Genomic DNA, 18,211 nt, shown 5'->3' on the forward strand with positions numbered 1-18,211 from the left:
TGCCCAGAGGGCGATGAATTCGGAGGGATAAACGGAGGAATCTCCGTTTGCCCATGTACGGCGCCGCCGCCGTTTTTCCAGAGGCGGCACCCGAATTAATTGGCGGAATGCGGCGTAGAGGACGCAGGCGTCTATTCGTCCTCGTCGTCTTCCTCGAGCAACCGTGTCGCCCGCCAACGGGTGAGCACCTCATTGGTCCGCCTGATGACGAAGAAGCGCGCCGAATCCCGGTCGTAGCCTTCGGCCAGCAGCTTTTCGTAATCGGTGTGGACGTGGCGGACATGGGCGATGGTGGCCAGCCACACCGCGATTGTCGGCGGCAAGCTCTTCATGTGCACCGAGCCGGCTTCGGCGCGGATTTTCTCCATGTCGGCATAAGGCGCGAGCGGCAGCAGCGCGGTCAGCGCCTTGGCGATGGCGCGGCGGCGGCCGGTGGGGGCGCTCATTTCTCGTCGCGCCCGGCGATCGTCGCTTCGGGGAAGGCATCCGTGGAAGCGTAGTAGGGCTTGATATCGATGACCGGCGTGCCGTCGAGCACGTCGATGGCGTCGATCTCGATCCGGCCGGCCTCAATGCCGAGCGCGACGAGCTTCGCCACATGCAGGCCGACAGGGTTCGGCCGGGCAGGGGAGCGCAGCGAGAAAACGCCTTTCGCTTCAGCCGCATGGCGCGGTTTCTGCACAATCAGATTCCGCGGCGCGTGATGGAGCCACGACAGGATGACGACGTGGCTGGCGCGTTCCAGGTTTTGCAACCCCGGGCGATAGGGCTGGTCGATCAGGATTGTTGCGGTTCGCCCGGTTTCGCGGGCGGCGCGCATGTTCTTGGGACAATCCTCGCGACCGACCCAGGGTGAGACGATGTGGCCGATGAAGACGACATGGCCGTCCGGCCGCAACTGCGCCGGGTCGGCCGCAAGAAGCATTTCACCTTGGCGCGTCTCAAACATCCTGTTCGTCCCGCGGAGAAACCGCCTGCCGGCGCGGATCACGGCTGCGCCATTTTCTTGTCCGGAAGCGACATAGCCCTTGCCACGGTTTCGAAATCGACATAAACATATCTTTATATCTTTCAACGAGAAACTCACGCATGCACGTCTCACTCGACACAATGGTAGATACATTGAAGGCGGCGGCCGAATCCAGCCGGCTGCGCATCCTGGTGCTGCTTTCGCGCGGGGATCTCACCGTCTCCGATCTCACGGAGATCCTCGGCCAGTCGCAACCGCGCGTTTCGCGGCATCTGAAGCTGCTGCTCGATGCCGGGCTGATCGGCCGCTATCAGGAAGGGTCCTGGGCTTTTTTCAGGCTGACCGACATCGATAATTCGCGCGATTTCGTCCAGCGTCTGGTCTCGGCCATAAGCGAGGCCGATCCGCAAGTGGTGCGCGATCTCGAGCGGCTCGCGGCGGTCAAGCGCAAGCGGCAGGACCGGGCGGCCGAATATTTTTCCGAGAATGCCGCGAGCTGGGATCACATCCGCTCGCTGCATGTGCCGGACCGGGCGGTGGAAGCGGCACTCATCAAGCTCGTCGGCAAGCGGCCGTTCCAGTCCATGCTCGATCTTGGCACCGGTACGGGCAGGCTGCTCGAAATCTTTGCGCCGCTCTACCGGCGCGGCGTCGGCATCGACATGTCGCGCGAGATGCTGAGCGTGGCGCGCGCCAATCTCGACAAGGCCGGCATCGCCAATGCGCAGGTACGCCAGGGCGACATCTTCTCGCCGCCGGTCGAGCGCAACGCCTTCGATCTCGTCACAATCCACCAGGTGCTGCACTATCTCGACGATCCCGCGCGCGCCATCGCCGAGGCGGCGCGGCTGCTCAGGCCATCGGGCCGGCTGATCGTCGTCGACTTCGCGCCGCATAATCTCGAATTCCTGCGCGACCAGCATGCGCATATGCGGCTAGGCTTTTCCGACCGGCAGATGTCCGACTGGTTCGCCGAGGCCGGCCTCGACCTCGAGGACAGCCAGGAATTCGAGCCGCGTGGCGGCAACGAGGCAAGGCTTACGGTGAAGCTCTGGCTCGGCCGCGATCAGCGACTGCTGATCGCCGATCCATCCAATGACCCGCTGCCTGCCAAGGCATATCCAATGGGGGAAACAGCCTGATGAACCAGTTCCGCTTTTCCCGCCGCCCCGACATCGGCGACAAGGTCCGGGTCTCGTTCGAATTCTTCCCGCCGAAGACCGACGAGATGGAAGTGAGGCTCTGGGACACGGTCACCCGGCTGGAACCGCTCAAGCCGAAATTCGTCTCGGTGACCTACGGCGCCGGCGGCTCGACCCGCGAGCGCACGGCGCGCACGGTCAGGCGCATCTTGAACGAGACGACGCTGACGCCTGCGGCGCACATGACTTGCGTCGATGCCGCGCGCGATCAGGTCGACACGGTCATTCGCGAATTCGCGGATATGGGCGTCAAACGTTTCGTCGCGTTGCGCGGCGATCCGGCGGCCGGTGTAGGCGCAAGTTACCACCCGCATCCCGATGGCTATGCCAATGGCGCCGAACTGGTCGGGGCGCTGAAGAACGCCGGCGATTTCGATATCTCGGTCTCCGCCTATCCGGAAAAGCATCCGGAAAGCCCGGATTTCGCCACCGACATCGATATGCTGAAACGCAAGGCCGACAATGGCGCGACGCGGGCGATCACTCAGTTCTTCTTCGACAACGACCTTTACGAGCGCTATGTCGAGCGGGCGCGCCGCGCCGGCATCTACATCCCGATCGTGCCGGGCATCCTCCCGGTGCATAATTTCACCCAGGTCGCCAATTTCTCGTCGCGCTGCGGGGCGCTGGTGCCGGCCTGGCTGGCCGAGCGCTTCGAAGGACTGGAGAACGACCCGCAGACGCATGCCCTCGTGGCCTCCGCCGTGGCCGCCGAGCAGGTGCTCGACCTTGTCGAGCGCGGCGTCGGCGACTTCCATTTCTACACGATGAACCGCGCCGACCTCGTCTTTGCCGTCTGCCACATGATCGGCATCCGCTCGCATGAGACGGAGGCGGCGGGTTCGGCCGCCGCCTAGGGCAGGCTGCAACGGAAAAGGCCGGGTAGAACCCGGCCTTTTCGAACTGTTTGGACTATATCTCGGTACTGGTCTTCCCGGCTTTGGCGGGTCAGGGAAGAACACCTATGATAAGGGCACCGATGAATGCGAATGCGGCACAAATCATCAACGCGTTGATCGGCCTCGTCAGTCCCATGCCATAGCCTCCTCTTCAGAGCTATGGCCGGAATCTAGAGTCATTTGGGTTACAGGCAAGCGGAAAACGTGCTGCAATGCGACATGATTGTGGGATTTGCGACTTCCGATTTATCGTTAGCCGTTGAAACTCTTCGGCAAAAGCCGCCTCAAGCGTTGTGAATAAATTGTGGCGGAGCCGTGGCATGACACCGCTACCATCGGCCCAACAGGCGACCGTCTATGGTGACCAGGCCGAGTCCGATCAGCGTCATGCCGCCGATTTCGAACAGCGCCAGGCGCTCGCCGAGGAACAGGAAGCCGAGCAGCACCGCGCTCACCGGCACGACCAGGGTGACCAGCGAGGCATTGGTAGCGCCGGCCGAGGCGACGAGGTTGAAATAGAGGATGTAAGCAAAGGCGGTTGAAAGCAGCGCCAGGCCCAGAACCGCGGCCCAAACGGGCGGCGAGACCGAGAAAAGCCCCGCAGGGCCATACGCAATCAGCACGAGCGGGATCATGATGATGGTCGATGCGGTCAGCTGTCCGGTGGCGATGACCGGCGACGGCACGCCCTTGAAGCGGCGCGCGATCATCAGGGCGACGGCGTAGGAGATCGAAGCGCCGATCAGTGCGAACTTGGCCCACACCGGTCCGCCAAGCCCGGCAAGCAGGCCAGGTCCGATCATCACCGCGGTGCCGGCGACACCGAGCGCGATGCCGGCGAACTTGTTCCAGGACAGCTTCTCGTCGGTGGTGAGCGCATTGGCCAGGATCAGCGTCCAGAACGGCGTCGTGGCGTTGAGCACCGAAGCGACGCCGGCGCCGAGCTGCGTCTGGCCGGCGAAGATCAGCGAGAAGGGCACGACATTGTTGGTGAGCGCCAGCAGGAAGAACAGGCCGGCATGCGGGAAGGCGAGCCGGAACGAAGGGCCGCGGGCTGCCAGATAGAGGTGAAGTGCCGCCGCGGCGATGGAGACGCGGAACAGCACCAGCGCCAGCGGATGGATCTCGGAAACGGCGATGCGGGCAAAGAAGAACGAACCGCCCCAGATCGCGCCGAGCAGGAGAAGCTGCGCCCAATCCTTGAGCGTCATCGCTCCGCGCGTCGGCGCGGCGCCGGCCGTAATCGACATGTCCTGTTCCTCCCCGGGGCCGATCGCAACCTCGGCCCGTCAAATACCCCAAGAACCGATATCTCATCCGCAGGCAAGGGCCACCCGAAACATGACCAATGGTTTAGCGTCGCCAAAATGTGCAACAGGCCGCTCCGGATCGCCAAGACACAGAACTGTTTTCTTTGGTGGCTAGCTAGGATTAATTGTGCGCGCTCCAGACCTGAGGATTCGTCCATGCAGCGATTCGAAAATGCCCGTGAGGCGGCACTGGCGCTTCGTCCCGACGACCCGGTCTACTGTTTCCGCCCGCAGGTGTTGAAGGAGGATGCCCTGCAGTTCATGGGCATGTTTCCCGGCAAGACTGCTTATGCGGTCAAGACCAATGGCGAGCAGATCGTTCTGAAGACGCTGGTGGAAACCGGCGTCAGCGCCTTCGACGTCGCCTCGCCCGGCGAGTTCGCCGCCGTGCGCGCCGTCTCGCCCGACGCCGAGATGCTCTACATGCATCCGGTCAAGGCGCAGTCGGACATCAAGCTGGCGCTTGAAAAATACGGCATCCGGGTGATCTCGCTCGACCATGAGGACGAGATCGCGAAGCTGACGCGTGTGGTGCGGGCGCTCGATATCGATCCCGGCGCTCTCACCGTCTTCGTGCGCATCCAGACCAAGGGCCATGCGGCTTACGAACTGTCGAAGAAATTCGGCGCCGGGCCCGCCAACGCGGTGGAGCTTGCCGAGCGGCTGAACCGCACCGGCTATAAGGTCGGCCTCTGCTTCCACGTCGGCAGCCAGATCGAGGATCCGGATACCTATGAACGCGCTCTCGCCTCGGCGGACTGGGTGCGCAACCGCCTGACCTTCGACATCGCCGGGCTCGATGTCGGCGGCGGCTTTCCCGCCGAATACGGCCATGATCCCAATCGCAGGCACATCGAGATGCCGTCGCTCGGGCAGTTGATGTCGCGGCTGGCCGGCGACCTTAAAGAATATCAGTTCGACCAGATGCCCTTGGTGGCCGAGCCCGGACGCGTGATCGTGGCGCGGTGCCTGTCGCTGATCGTGCGCGTGCTATTGCGCAAGGGCAAGCGGCTCTACATCAATGACGGCATCTGGGCGTCGCTGTCGGATTCATGGACGGGCAAGATCACGCTGCCGGCGCGCTTCATTCCAGATCCCGCGATCCGTACCCGCAACGGCAACGAGAACACGATCGTGCCGTTCAAGGTCTGCGGCGCGACCTGCGATTCCGTCGATATTCTGTCCCGGCCGTTCTGGCTGCCGGAAACGGTCGACACCGGCGACTGGATCGAGATCGGCCATATCGGCGCCTACTCGCTGTCGCTCAGGACACGCTTCAACGGCTTCTACCCCGATACGTTCGTCGAAGTGACGACACCGTTCGACGAGGGCGATGCACCGCAGGGCTTTGCGAGCTTGGAGACGATGGCGGATTGAGTTCCCCCTTCTCCCCTTGTGGGAGAAGGTGTCGCCGAAGGCGACGGATGAGGGGTGCTCCAGGGAAAGCCAACGTCTCACTCCGCTGGAACACCCCTCATCCGTCTCGGCGCTGATCCACCACCCGGGGGCGAGCCACGGGTCTCGCCCCGTCCTTCGGACCCCGCAAGGCGAGAAGGGAGAGGCGCTACAGCTTCGCCAAAAGCTCGGGCGTCGGCCAACCATCCACCGGCAGGCCAAGCCGCATCTGCTCCTTGCGGACCGCTTCGCGCGTGTTGGTGCCGAGGATGCCGTCGACGGTGCCGACGTCGTAGCCCCTGGCCTCGAGCTTGGTCTGCAGCGCCTTCATCTGGTCGCCGCTCAGGCCTTGCTCGGGCGTGCGCGGATCGAATTGCGGCGCACCGGCGAGGCGGGTCGCAAGCACTGCCGCCGTCAGCGCGTAGGTGAAGGACTGGTTCCATTCCAGATAGACGTCGAAATTGTCGTAGGTCAGGAAGGCGGGACCCTTGCGGCCCATCGGCAGCGCCAGGCCAGCCTTGAGACCATTGTCGATGAGCGGGTTGCCGTTGGGTTCGGTGACGCCCCATTGCGCCCATTGCGACAGCGGCAGCTTGTTGGTGCGGCCGGTCTGGTCCCATGGCATCTCATCGGGGACGCGCACTTCCTGGACCCAGGGCTGGTCGCGCTTCCAGCCGCGCGACATGATCTTGTCGGCCGTGGTCATGATGACGTCCGGCACGCTGTTCCGCAGATCGACCTTGCCGTCTCCGTCTCCGTCGACGCCGCGCGCCAGATAGTCGGTCGGCAGAATCTGCGTCTGGCCGATCTCACCAGCCCAGGCGCCCTTGACGTCGGCCGGCAGTACCCCGCGGTCGATCAAGGTAAGCAGCGGCACCAATTGCTGCCGAAACAGCTGGGGGCGGCGGCAATCATGCGAAAGCGTCACCAGCGCATCGAGGGTGTGGAAGTCGCCCTGCACGGCGCCGAAGTCGGTTTCCAACCCCCAGAAAGCCGCGATGATCGCCGGCTGTACGCCGAACTCCTTGTCGGCGCGGTCGAAGGTTTCGGCATATTTCTTCAGATTGGCCGCACCCTGCTTCAGGCGGTAGGCCGAAATCATGCGGTTGGCGAATTCGGTGAAAGTCTGGGTGAAGACGCCCTGGGCGCGGTCGCGCGCCAATGCCCGCTGGTCGATGGCGGCGTCCTCCAGCGCGTCGAGCCCGACGGCGCCGACGCCGGCTGCCTTGGCTTCTGCCGCGACACCCTGTTTCCAGGCCTCGAAATCGCCGCCGCATTCCTGCGCCGCCGCGGGCAGCGCAAGCGCGCCGACGAAGAGCGCCGCCAGGATTTCAACGCGCAATCGCATCGCTTTCCTTTCGAGACCGGCGCATGACCCGATCGCGACCCCGGACGGGATCGGACGGGCGCATGCGAGGATTTCAAAGCTCAGGAGTCTTGCCAGGCACTCGCACGAGTACGCCGCTCCAGATTACCAGCGGTTGCATGTTTCGCCGCCCGCCGTGTCGAAAAGCAGGCGCGGCGGCCGATGTCAACGGGTGTTCTGCCGCAGCCACTTCTTCCAGGCGGCTTCCGAGCCGTTGAAGACGTTGATGTCGGATTTGCCGGTCATGCCGGGCACGATACCGGTGCCGGTGTACTGCCAGAAGGTGAAGGGGTGGCTGCCGTATTTCTCGCGCGGGTGGCCGGCGACCGAGCGCAGCCAATAGGGATAGCCGCGGAAGGTCGCCAGCTGGTTGTCGTCGAAGAAGTCGAGCGAGGTGTAGATGATCGGCTTCTTGCCATAATAGCGCTCGACCATTTGCAGGAAGACGGTCATCTCGCTGCGCACCGTGGTGGGGTCGGGGCGCAGCCTGCAGGTCGGCGAGTTCGGGTTCCATTCCATGTCGAGCACCGGCGGCATTGCCGACGGGTCTCTCGGGACATTGGCGATGAACCAGCGCGCCTGGGTTTCGGCCGGCGTGCAGAAGTAGAAGAAATGATAGGCCGCGCGCGGGACGCCGGCCGCTCTTGTACGCGCCCAGTGCTCGTTGAAATAGTCGTCGAAACGATCGCCGCCCTCCGTCGCCTTGATGAAGGCAAAGGAGATGCCGCTGGCCCTGGCCGTCGGCCAGTCGATCGAGCTCTGGTATTTGGAGACGTCCGTGCCGTGGATGGCGTAGGTCCATGGCGCGCCGCTGTCCCACTCATGCGGCTTGGAGTCCTCGAATTTGGGCGCGCGCACGGCAACCGCCGGCGACGACGGCGACAATGGTGAGAGGTCCTCCACGGTCGAGCAGGCGCCCAGCAGCGTAAGCATCAGGATGGCCGCAAGACGGCGCATGATCTTCCCCGAGCCGGGATCAGCCGGCCGCTGATGGGTCCTTCATTGATGGTGGTCGCTTTCGCAGGCCCCCCTCCGGACGATCGCCCCACAGGACCGTCCCGATTTATTCCGTCTTCCAAATCGTTGTCCCAAAACCGCTGCGCACTTTTGGGCGACATGGAATCATTTGATCGCCGAACATGGTTGATAATCCATTGACGGCGCTCGACGATGCCGGCGATTTTGCGGAAGCAATGGCGGCAAATCGATGACATAAATCGAGCCGGCGAATCCAAAAGGCGGGGAAAGATGCGGGCTGTCGTGAAGTTCATCAAATGGCTGGTTGGGCTTGTGATCCTGGCGGTGGTCGCGCTCTTCGCGTGGCTCTATTTCGCGCCGCCGGAGTTGATCCGCGTCGGCTCCGGCTACTCGGCCAAGATCGTCTGCTCGAATGTCTTCATCGCCGGCCGCGACGCCAAAGAGGTCTTGGCCGTCGATGTGCAGGCACCAGGCCATCCGCTGCTCAAGCTGATGAAGGTCTCCGTCGACAAGGAGCGGGGGCTGGTTTCGGCCGGCCTGCTTTGGGTTTTCGGCAAGAGTGTCGCGGTCGAGCGCGACGGCGTCGGCTGCGCGTCGGTTGCCGACGGCGACACCGGCAAGGCAAGGCAGACGTCGCTGCGCGCCGCGCCGCCGGCCGCGGCGCAACCCGACGCGCTCTGGCCCGATGGCGAGCGGGTCGATGCTTCGCAGAATCCCGAGGTCGCGAAGATCGTCGACGATGCCGCGATGGCCGGCACCGGCATGCGCGCCATCGTGGTGGTGAAGAACGGCCGGGTCGTCGCGGAGCGCTATGGCGAGGGCTTTTCGGCCAAGACGCCGCTGCTCGGCTGGTCGATGACCAAGACGGTGAATGCCGCGATCGTCGGCACGCTGGTCAAGGACGGCAAGCTGGCGCTCGATAACAAGGGCTTGTTCAAGCCGTGGAAGGCCGACGGCCGCGCCGCCATCAGCCTTGCCGACATGATGGCGATGTCGAGCGGGCTGGCGTTCAACGAAGATTATGGCGACGTCGCCGACGTGACGCGCATGCTTTATCTCGAGCCGGACATGGCAGGCTTCGCCGAGGCCCAACCTCTGACCGGCGAGGTGGGAAAAGTGTTTTCCTATTCGAGCGGCACGGCGGTGATGCTGTCGCGGCTATGGCAAGATGCGATCGGCGACAAGGCGAAGGCGCTGGCATGGCCGCGCACGGCGCTGTTCGAGCCGCTCGGCATGCATAGCGCGGTGCTCGAGACCGACGAGCAAGGTACCTTCGTCGGCTCGTCCTATCTCTACGCCACGGCGCATGACTGGGCGCGCTTCGGCCAGTTCCTTCTGCAGGGCGGCGCCTGGAACGGAAACCAGATCCTGCCTGCCGGTTTCGTCGACTGGATGCGCGAGGCCGCACCGGCCTCAAAGGTGTATGGCAAAGGCCAGGTCTGGATCGAGGGGCCGGGCGATGAGGAAAATGCCGGCGCAGGCGTCGCTGCAGGCCTGCCCAAGGACACCTATTGGATGGAGGGCCATGACGGACAGACGGCTGCAATCATTCCGTCCGAGCAGTTGGTGGTGGTGCGGCTTGGATTGACGCCGGCCAAGCTTGGTTATCGTCCACAAGCGATGGTCAGCGCGCTGGTGAAGGCGCTCCATTAGAGGCGTGGCGGTCAATCGCCGGCCTCTATGCGGCGGTCGGCAAAGGCTTGGCGCGATCCACGCGCGCCCGCTCGTCAGGCGAGTTCATGACTTGCCAAAGATCGCTGCGGCGCTGGACGTTCAGCCAGAAATCCGGGCTGTTGCCGAACACCCGCGCCAATATGAGCGCGGTCGCCGCGGTAATGCTGCGGCGATCGTTGCACAATTCGTTCACATGCTTGCGCGGGACGCCCATTGCCTCGGCCAGAGCGGCTTGCGTCAAGCCAAGCGGGTGCATGAACTCCTCCGCGAGGATTTCGCCAACCGTTGCGGGCTTGCGTGCGGTCATCAACATGTCTCACCTCACTTGTAGCTGTGGTCGTCCAAGTAGATGTCCGATGCCTCACCCCGACCGCCATCCCAGCGGAAAACCAATCGCCATTGCTTGTTGACCCGTATGGAATGAAAGCCTTCGAGATTTCCGCGTAACTTTTCGAAGTGGTTGCTGGGCGGCACTCGCAAATCCTGGTCGGCGGCAGCGTCGTCGATCATCTGGAGCTTGCGAAACAAGCGGCTTTCGAGATCGGACGGAATGTTACGGGAGTGATCGTCGTTCACGAAGAAGGCCCGCAGCCATTCATCTCTAAATCCGACGATCATCACATGTTTCCAAGCAGGGTCAATGTACCACCCTTTGGGTCATGGCGCAATTGTTGATTGCGTTCGCTACGGCCACAGGCGTCAAATTGCAAAATTCAGTGGGCGATCTTGACTATGGCCAGCCAGGCGTATCCGCGATAAAGCGTTCTGAAACGGAAGGTTGCGCCGGTGCGCTGCGATTCCGATTCAAGCACGTCGCGAAGCGAGGCGCGCGGCGCGACATGGAATTTCCGCAGCCAGCCACGCAGCAGGGCGCGGAACCAGCGCGGCAGGCCTTCCTGCTGGCCGAAGTCGACGACATGCAACGAGCCGCCGGGCGCAAGCGCGGCGAGCGCGGCCGAAACCGTCTTTTCCCAGCTGGGGATCATCGACAGGGAATAGGACACGAACACGCGGTCGAACTGCGCGATGCCGAAGAGCGCCCTGGCATCGAAGTCGGTTGCGTCGCCACGCGCCAGGCTGACCTTGGCGGCGAGGCCTTCGCGAGCAATGGCCGCGCTAGCCGTCTCCAGCATCTCGGCCGAGATGTCCAAACCGAAGAAGCGCGCATCCGGATAGCGGCGGGCGGCAAGCGCGATGTTGCGGCCGGTGCCGCAGCCGAGCTCCAGCACGGTGCCGCCTTGCGGCACGTCCAATCCGTCGATCAGCCGGTCGCGGCCGAGCAGGTAATATTTGCGGGTCAGATCATAGATATGGCGCTGCCAGCGGTAGACGCCGTCCATCAGTTCGGCATGGCCGGCCGGCAGCTCCGTCGTGCTCATGCTGCCCGCTTCACATAGAGATGGAAGCCGCCATAGATCGCCGAGCGGTCTTTTGCCGCGAATTCGCGCGAGGCGTCGGCCTCGTAGGTCCACTGGTCGAGCAGCGAGCTGGAGACACGGCCGGGCAGGAGGCTCGGTTCGGCCGCGGTGCGGAAGATGACGCGGGCGCCGGCCGAGGCCGTGCGGGTGATCTCGGTCCACAGCGCATTGAGCAGGTCGTCGGTCATCCAGTCCTGCGCGTCGAGCAGGACGAAGCGGTCGACGGTGCCGGCGTCCTTGGCGCCCAGGAACTTGATCAGGTTGGCGTGGTGGATGGCGACGCGATCGATGTGGTCGCGGATCGTCTTGTAGTTGTTCTGTTCCAGATAGGCAGGCAGCGCCGCCTCGCCGGGCTGCGGATAGCGGCGGGCAAAGGCCTGCCAGGCGAAGTAGTTGTTCTTCAGCGGGAAATCGCAGGCGAGCTTTTCCAGCCGTGCCTTCAAGACGCTCGCCATCGAGCCGTCGCCGGATGTGATCAGCGAGTCATACTGTGCCGGCGGGATGCCGAGGCCGAACAGCGAAGCCTTGCGCGAGGTCGCCCAGCGCAGCAGCTTCTTGTCGAACACCGGCGCCAACTCCTCATTGAAGAAGCGGCGCTGCTCGCCAATGTTCTCCGCCTTCATGATGCCGGCCGGATCGACACCAAACAGCTTGCCGACGCGATGGCCCATGGCGATGAAGAGGCCGAGCAGGCCGGTCTGGTAGAAGTTGCGGTCGAAAACCGAGATGCGGCGGCGGCCGCGCCAGTTGCGGCGCTCCCAGTAATGGCGGCTCACTGGATCGAGATGCGGCGCGATGAAGCGATCATAGGCATCCGAATTGTGTCTGGTGCCGGCGGCGCCGAAGAAACGGAACAGGTCGCCCTGCGACGGCAGGTGGCGCACCGCTTCCAGCTTCATGCGGTTCAGCGCGACATGCGCGGCATTGAGATCGACGGCCTCGATCCGGGCCGGCGTGCGGGTCAGGTAAGCCAGGATGTTGCAGCCGCCCGAGGCGATCGTGACGACGCGATGGCCGGCGCCGAGCTGCATGGCCTCCATGTCGACATCGGGATCTTCCCAGATCTGCGGATAGACGAGGCCGGAGAACAGGAAGGCGAAGAGCCGCTCGGAAATGCCGTCCTTCGACAATGCCCGGTTCTGGTAGACGGCCTTTCCGACTTCCTTGCCTCGACGATAAACGAGTTCTCCGGATACGTCCGACATCGAAAGGTGATTCCCCGTTTGCTTTGGCGCAAGCGGGTAGCGCAGCGGCATGACAGGCAGGTGACAGCCTGTTGACGGCAGGTTGGCGCCAATTGCTACGCTTTGCCGAACGCTCCCGGCGTCGGCGTGGTGACGATGACGGCCTCGCCGGCATCGAGCGTGGTCTGGTCGCAGGCCTTCAAGACGTTGACCGAGCCGTCATTGCGCCTGACCTTGGTCGAGCCCGCCTCGCCGTCACCGCCGCCGTCGAGGCCCTGGGGCGGGCGATTGCGGTGCGAGGACAGGATCGCGCATTCCATCTTTTCGAGGAAGCGGATCGTACGCCTGGTGCCGTCGCCGGCATTCCACTTGCCCTTGCCGCCGGAGCCCTCGCGGATATGGAAGTCTTCCAACACGACGGGGAAGCGCAGTTCCAGCACCTCAGGGTCGGTAAGGCGCGAATTGGTCATATGGGTGTGGACGCCGGACGTGCCGGCGAAGCCGCGCCCGGAATTCATCCGGCCGGCCGGCGAGCCGGAGCAGATCGTCTCGTAATACTGGTATTTCTTGTTGCCGAAGGTGAGGTTGTTCATCGTGCCCTGGGCGTTGGCCATCGCGCCCATCGCGCCGAACAGCGCGTTGGTGACATGCTGCGAGGTCTCGACATTGCCGGCGACGACGGCAGCAGGATAGGACGGTTTGAGCATGCAACCATCCGGAATAACGATGTTGATCGGCCTCAGGCAGCCGGCATTCATCGGGATCATGTCCTCGACCATGACGCGGAACGCATAAAGCACGGCGGCGCGGGCGACGGGCTCCGGCGCGTTGAAGTTGTTCTTCATGACAGGCGACGTGCCGGTGAAATCGACGGTCGACTCGCGCTTTTGCCGATCGACGGTGATCTTCACCCTGATCACCTGGCCGGTGTCGGTGCGATATTCGTAAGCCGCGCTGTCGGGAAGTCGCTCGATCACGCGGCGCACGCTTTCGGCGGCATTGTCCTGCACGTGGCCCATATAGGCCTCGACCACGTCGAGCCCGAAATGCACGATCATCTTGCGCAGCTCCGCCACACCCTTTTCGTTGGCGGCGATCTGCGCCTTCAAGTCGGCGATGTTCTGGACGGGATTGCGGGCCGGATGAGGATGGTCGGTCAGCAGCGTCTCCAGCTCCTTCTCGCGGAAGCGGCCGCGATCGACGATGCGGAAATTGTCGAACAGCACGCCTTCCTCGTCGACCGTTGTCGCAAGCGGCGTCATCGAGCCCGGCGCGGTGCCGCCGACATCGGCGTGATGGCCGCGCGAGGCCGCCCAGAACAGGATTTCCTTGCGGGCGTCGTCAAACACCGGCGTCACCACGGTGATGTCGGGCAAATGCGTGCCGCCATTATAGGGCGCGTTGAGCGCGAAGACGTCGCCGGGATGGATATCGCCGGAGTTCAGGCGGATGATTGTCTCCACCGAACGGTCCATTGAACCCAGATGCACCGGCATATGCGGCGCGTTGGCGACCAGCGCGCCATGGCGGTCGAACACGGCGCAGGAGAAGTCGAGCCGTTCCTTGATGTTGACCGAATAGGCGGTGTTCTGCAGCGTCACGCCCATCTGTTCGGCGATCGACATGAAGAGGTTGTTGAAGACCTCCAGCATCACCGGATCGGCCTCGGTGCCGAGTGCCGCGGCACGCGCCTTTCTTTCTGTCCGGCGTATCACAACGTGATTGAGATCGGTGATTTCGGCGCGCCAGCCCGGCTCGACGACGATGGTCTGGTTCGGCTCGATGATAAGCGCGGGCCCGGCGACCGTGTGGGACGGCCGCAGGCCTGCGCGACGATAGACGCCGGCCTCGTGCCAGCGGCCTTCGGTGTAGATGCGCCGGCTTTCCAAAGGTTTGGCGTCAATTCCTGCCGGTCCGGCGGGCGCTGGGGCTTCAGCCTTGTCCTGTCTGGCGGCTTCCATGCCTTCGACGGCGACGGTCTCGACGACGATCGGCTTATCGTCATAGACGAAGCCGAACTGCGCCTTGTGCGCGGCCTCGAAATCGCTTCTGGCGCGGAAGATCGAGCCATGCTCGAAATTCACCGGCAGCGCCGTATCGGTGCCGTCATAGCGGATATGCAGGACAGGCCTCGTTGAAACCTCGTCCCCGGCAATGCCTTGCTCGCCGAGCTCGGCAATGACATCGCCGCGCAGCGCCGCGATGAGCGCCTCGATCGCCGCGCGGGATTCTTCGGCAAGCGGCTGCAGCAGACCCTGTTGGCGCGAGGCGAAGACCGACGAGAGGCCGATGCCGTAAGCCGAGAGAAGGCCGGAGAAGGGATGGATGAGCACCGCTTCCATGCCGAGCGCATCGGCGACCAGGCAGGCGTGCTGGCCGCCGGCACCGCCAAAACAGTTCAGGAGATATTCGGTGACGTCATAGCCGCGCTGCACCGAGATCTTCTTGATGGCGTTGGCCACGTTCTCGACGGCGATGGTGACAAAGCCTTCGGCGACCGCCTCGGGCGTCCGGCCGTCGCCGATTTCGGCGGCAAGCGCCGCGAATTTTTCGCCAACCGTGCCGATGTCGAGCGTTTGGTCTTGGTCCGCGCCGAAAATCGCCGGAAAGAAATCGGGCTGCAATTTGCCGAGCATGACATTGGCATCGGTGACGGCGAGCGGGCCGCCGCGGCGGTAGGCGGCAGGCCCGGGATTGGCGCCGGCGGAATCCGGGCCGACGCGGAAGCGGCCCGCCTCATAGTGCAGGATCGAGCCGCCGCCGGCGGCGACGGTGTGGATGCGCATCATCGGCGCGCGGATGCGCACGCCGGCGACCTCGGTGTCAAAGGCGCGCTCATATTCGCCGTCATAGTGGGCGACGTCGGTCGAGGTGCCACCCATATCGAAGCCGATGACCTTTTCGAAGCCGGCGAGCTTCGCCGTCTCGACCATGCCGACGACGCCACCCGCCGGTCCCGAAAGCAGCGCGTCCTTGCCCTGGAACATGTCGGCGGCGGTGAGGCCGCCCGACGACATCATGAACATCAGGCGCGGGCCGGCGCCCAACTCCCCGGCCACCCGCTGCACATAGCGCGACAGGATCGGCGACAGATAGGCGTCGACCACGGTGGTGTCGCCGCGGCCGACCAGCTTGATGAGCGGAGAGACCTCGTGAGACACCGAGATCTGGCTGAAGCCGATCTTGCGGCAGACTTTCGCCACGGCCTTTTCGTGGTCCGGGTATTTCCAGGCGTGCATGAAGACAATGGCGACCGCGTCGATGCCGTCGGCTTTCGCCTGCTCGATCGCCGAGCGGCAGGCCGCGATGTCGAGCAGGCGCTCGACGCAGCCGTCGGCGCGCACGCGTTCATTGACCTCGATCACCCGCTCGTAGAGCTGCTCCGGCAGGATGATCTCCTTGGCGAAGATATCCGGCCTTGCCTGATAGGCGATGCGCAAAGCGTCGCGGAACCCCTTGGTGATGAGCAGCAGCACACGGTCGCCCTTGCGCTCGAGCAGCGCATTGGTGGCAACGGTCGTGCCCATTTTGACGTCGCCGATCGCATCGGCGGAGATGGCGGCGCCCGTTTTCAGGTCCAACAGGTCGCGGATGCCTTGGATAGCAGCGTCCGAATAGGCCTCGGGATTTTCGGACAGAAGTTTTCGGGGGTGCAGCCGGCCTCGCGGATCACGGCCGATGATGTCGGTGAAAGTGCCGCCGCGGTCGATCCAAAAGTCCCATTTCCCAGTCCCCACGGCTGCCGGCATTCTGCTTATCCATAATCTCTTTGGCATATGTTGTGTTAGTTCGGGATTTCGGCGCCAGCAATCGCAAGTTGATGTTACACGTGGAAATGCAACGTTACGAAACCGGCAGCTGGCTGATGCATTTCCCCTGCGACCGCTCACCGAAATGTGAGCGTCTGTTGAAGGAGAGATAGCATGAAGAAGCTCATTCTGGCGTCTGTTTCGGCGCTCGCCCTGCTGGGGGTCGCGGCTTGCAGCAACAGTGGCACCGGCACTGACAACACCACCACCCAGAGCACCAATCCGCCGGCCAACGAACAGCCGATGAAACCGGCTTCGCCCGACGCTTCGAAGCCTGCTGAACCGGCTCCGGCAACAAAACCGGCTCCTACCGCGCCTGCGCAGTAAGGGGCCGTCCCGCAATATCGAAGAAGGCCGGCACTGCCGGCCTTCTTTTTTGCGCCGTCGATCCCACGCATCGCCGGTCAACTGCGGCATCGTCCCGGCTTGATAGAACCGCCCGGTTCGCACTATGAAGCCGACATGTCGATTTGGGACCGCCTTGGCGACTTCATCGCTCGTGTTTCGTCGTCGGCGTCCACGGGCGTCGCGGACGTCGTTGAAGCCGTGCGCACCGTGTTTTCCGGCGATCCGGACTTGCGCCGGCGCGTTGCCTTTTCGGTGGCGATGATCGCGCTCTCGGCCAAGATGGCCAAGGCCGACGGCATCGTCACGCAGGACGAGGTGCGCGCTTTCCAGGAAATCTTCGAGGTGCCGCCGAGCGAGACGCGCAACGTGGCGCGGCTTTACGACATCGCCAAGCAGGACGTCGCCGGGTTCGAGACCTACGCCCGGCGCATGGCGCAACTCTGCGGTTCCGGCCATGCCAACTGCATGATGCTGGAAGATATACTCGACGGCCTATTCCATATCGCCAAGGCTGACGGCCTGATCCATGAGCGGGAAGGGCAGTTCCTGCATCGGATCGCGGAGATTTTCCGGATCGATGAGGCGCATTACGAGACGATCCTGTCGCGGCACGTCAATCTCGGCGCCGCCGATCCTTACGTCGTACTGGGCATCGAGCGCGGCAAGCCATTCGAGGAAATCAGGAAGCGCTACCGCAAGCTGATCTCGGACAATCACCCCGACAGGTTGATCGCACGCGGCTTGCCGCAAGAATTCATCAAGATCGCCACGACCAGGGTCGCGGCGATCAATGCCGCTTATGAGATGATCGAGCGGGGCCTCAGGCACGCATGAGCGGTTTCCTGCCCGACCAGCCAGGTGCCGAGGTCCGGGTGTCGCCGAATTTCGGTCCGCGCCGCGAGACGCTGCGGCCCGACATGATCGTGCTGCACTATACCGGCATGGCAACCGGCGCCGGCGCCGAGGCGTGGCTGTGCGATCCGGCAAGCGAAGTGTCCTCGCATTATCTTGTCCATGAGGACGGCCGCGTCGTCCAGATGGTGCGCGAGAGCGATCGCGCCTGGCATGCCGGCAAGAGCTCCTGGCTCGGGCGCACCGACATCAACTCCTGCTCGGTCGGCATCGAGATCGTCAATCCCGGGCATTCACTGGGCTACAAGCCCTTCCCGAGGCGGCAGATCGATGCCGTGATCGATTTGTGCGCGGGCATCGTGGGCCGTTATTCCATCCCCGCGACGAGGGTGCTTGCCCATTCCGACGTGGCACCGGGCCGCAAGGTCGACCCGGGCGAAAAATTTCCGTGGAAGGCGCTGTTCGCGGCCGGTATCGGTCACCTCGTACCGGCGGCGCCGATAAAACCGGGCACCGCGTTGAAGGCCGGCGACACCGGCTCCGATGTCGAGGCGCTGCAATCGATGCTGGCGCTCTATGGCTATGGTATTGAGATATCGGGTATTTACGACCGGCAGACGGAAATGGCGGTAGCGGCGTTCCAGCGGCATTTCCGGCGGCGGCTGGTGGATGGCGTGGCCGACAATTCGACGATCCGCACGCTGCAGAGGCTCCTGACTTCCGTCACGGCAGCCTCTGCCAATAATCGCGATAAGGTCATTTAAATTACAACCTGTTATTTAAAGTGAATTGCGCCGCCTTCATTG

General features: G+C 63.7%; 17 protein-coding genes. 7 read left to right on the forward strand and 10 right to left on the reverse strand.

Translation table 11 applies throughout. From position 1 onward, the window contains the following. Positions 1-131: 131 nt before the first annotated feature. Positions 132-446, reverse strand: coding sequence for a DUF2293 domain-containing protein (locus tag FJW05_RS09750; RefSeq protein WP_140630858.1), 315 nt, complete (start codon positions 444-446; stop codon positions 132-134). Further along, positions 443-949, reverse strand: coding sequence for a tRNA (N6-threonylcarbamoyladenosine(37)-N6)-methyltransferase TrmO (gene tsaA, locus FJW05_RS09755; RefSeq protein WP_140631047.1), 507 nt, complete (start codon positions 947-949; stop codon positions 443-445). The genes FJW05_RS09750 and tsaA overlap by 4 nt, the downstream gene beginning before the upstream one ends. Before the next feature lie 140 nt (positions 950-1,089). Between tsaA and FJW05_RS09760 the strand changes: the two genes are divergently transcribed. Continuing rightward, the gene (locus FJW05_RS09760; protein ID WP_140630861.1) at positions 1,090-2,112 is read left to right on the forward strand and encodes a metalloregulator ArsR/SmtB family transcription factor; all 1,023 of its coding nucleotides are present in this window, start codon (positions 1,090-1,092) and stop codon (positions 2,110-2,112) included. Next, positions 2,112-3,029, forward strand: a complete 918-nt coding sequence (gene metF / locus FJW05_RS09765) for a methylenetetrahydrofolate reductase [NAD(P)H] (RefSeq protein WP_140630864.1) — start codon at positions 2,112-2,114, stop codon at positions 3,027-3,029. The genes FJW05_RS09760 and metF overlap by 1 nt, the downstream gene beginning before the upstream one ends. 371 nt (positions 3,030-3,400) lie before the next feature. Here the strand turns inward: metF and FJW05_RS09770 are convergent, their stop codons facing one another. Continuing rightward, positions 3,401-4,321 carry a DMT family transporter gene (locus tag FJW05_RS09770; protein WP_140630866.1) on the reverse strand — a complete coding sequence of 307 codons (921 nt, stop codon included), beginning with the start codon at positions 4,319-4,321 and terminating at the stop codon, positions 3,401-3,403. 216 nt (positions 4,322-4,537) lie between these two features. Between FJW05_RS09770 and FJW05_RS09775 the strand changes: the two genes are divergently transcribed. Then, positions 4,538-5,758, forward strand: coding sequence for an alanine racemase (locus tag FJW05_RS09775; RefSeq protein ID WP_140630868.1), 1,221 nt, complete (start codon positions 4,538-4,540; stop codon positions 5,756-5,758). 187 nt (positions 5,759-5,945) lie between these two features. Here the strand turns inward: FJW05_RS09775 and FJW05_RS09780 are convergent, their stop codons facing one another. Then, positions 5,946-7,124 carry a lytic murein transglycosylase gene (locus tag FJW05_RS09780; protein ID WP_140630871.1) on the reverse strand — a complete coding sequence of 393 codons (1,179 nt, stop codon included), beginning with the start codon at positions 7,122-7,124 and terminating at the stop codon, positions 5,946-5,948. Positions 7,125-7,307: 183 nt separating this feature from the next. Further along, the gene (locus tag FJW05_RS09785; protein WP_140544494.1) at positions 7,308-8,099 is read right to left on the reverse strand and encodes a GH25 family lysozyme; all 792 of its coding nucleotides are present in this window, start codon (positions 8,097-8,099) and stop codon (positions 7,308-7,310) included. Between the two features lie 291 nt (positions 8,100-8,390). Here FJW05_RS09785 and FJW05_RS09790 point away from each other — a divergent pair, with 291 nt between their 5' ends. Then, a complete protein-coding gene (locus FJW05_RS09790; protein WP_140630874.1) occupies positions 8,391-9,773 on the forward strand; it encodes a serine hydrolase in 1,383 nt (460 codons plus the stop codon). Between the two features lie 25 nt (positions 9,774-9,798). Here the strand turns inward: FJW05_RS09790 and FJW05_RS09795 are convergent, their stop codons facing one another. The 5 genes from FJW05_RS09795 to FJW05_RS09815 all read right to left on the reverse strand — a co-directional run bounded on the left by FJW05_RS09795 (position 9,799) and on the right by FJW05_RS09815 (position 16,145). Continuing rightward, on the reverse strand, positions 9,799-10,107 hold the full coding sequence (locus FJW05_RS09795) for a HigA family addiction module antitoxin (protein WP_140630878.1): 309 nt from the start codon (positions 10,105-10,107) through the stop codon (positions 9,799-9,801). An 8-nt stretch (positions 10,108-10,115) separates the two neighbouring features. Beyond that, complete coding sequence (locus tag FJW05_RS09800; protein WP_140630880.1) at positions 10,116-10,412, reverse strand: type II toxin-antitoxin system RelE/ParE family toxin; 297 nt, start codon at positions 10,410-10,412, stop codon at positions 10,116-10,118. A 95-nt stretch (positions 10,413-10,507) separates the two neighbouring features. Continuing rightward, positions 10,508-11,173: a class I SAM-dependent methyltransferase gene (locus FJW05_RS09805; protein WP_140544488.1), complete on the reverse strand. Its 666-nt coding sequence runs from the start codon at positions 11,171-11,173 to the stop codon at positions 10,508-10,510. Beyond that, a complete protein-coding gene (locus tag FJW05_RS09810; protein WP_140630882.1) occupies positions 11,170-12,468 on the reverse strand; it encodes a DUF3419 family protein in 1,299 nt (432 codons plus the stop codon). The genes FJW05_RS09805 and FJW05_RS09810 overlap by 4 nt, the downstream gene beginning before the upstream one ends. Positions 12,469-12,512: 44 nt before the next feature. Continuing rightward, on the reverse strand, positions 12,513-16,145 hold the full coding sequence (locus tag FJW05_RS09815; RefSeq protein WP_140630885.1) for a hydantoinase B/oxoprolinase family protein: 3,633 nt from the start codon (positions 16,143-16,145) through the stop codon (positions 12,513-12,515). Positions 16,146-16,319: 174 nt separating this feature from the next. On the opposite strand from FJW05_RS09815, the gene FJW05_RS09820 reads away from it, so the two are divergent. From FJW05_RS09820 to FJW05_RS09830, 3 genes are all read left to right on the forward strand, one after another. Next, positions 16,320-16,532 carry a hypothetical protein gene (locus FJW05_RS09820; RefSeq protein ID WP_140544482.1) on the forward strand — a complete coding sequence of 71 codons (213 nt, stop codon included), beginning with the start codon at positions 16,320-16,322 and terminating at the stop codon, positions 16,530-16,532. Positions 16,533-16,667: 135 nt separating this feature from the next. Further along, complete coding sequence (locus FJW05_RS09825; protein WP_140544480.1) at positions 16,668-17,387, forward strand: DnaJ family molecular chaperone; 720 nt, start codon at positions 16,668-16,670, stop codon at positions 17,385-17,387. Next, the gene (locus FJW05_RS09830) at positions 17,384-18,169 is read left to right on the forward strand and encodes an N-acetylmuramoyl-L-alanine amidase (protein WP_140630890.1); all 786 of its coding nucleotides are present in this window, start codon (positions 17,384-17,386) and stop codon (positions 18,167-18,169) included. Before FJW05_RS09825 ends, FJW05_RS09830 begins: the two co-directional genes overlap by 4 nt. The last annotated feature ends 42 nt before the right edge of the window (positions 18,170-18,211 follow it).

This window comes from Mesorhizobium sp. B2-9-1, from assembly GCF_006439455.1.
In the GTDB taxonomy this organism is placed as follows: Bacteria; Pseudomonadota; Alphaproteobacteria; order Rhizobiales; family Rhizobiaceae; genus Mesorhizobium.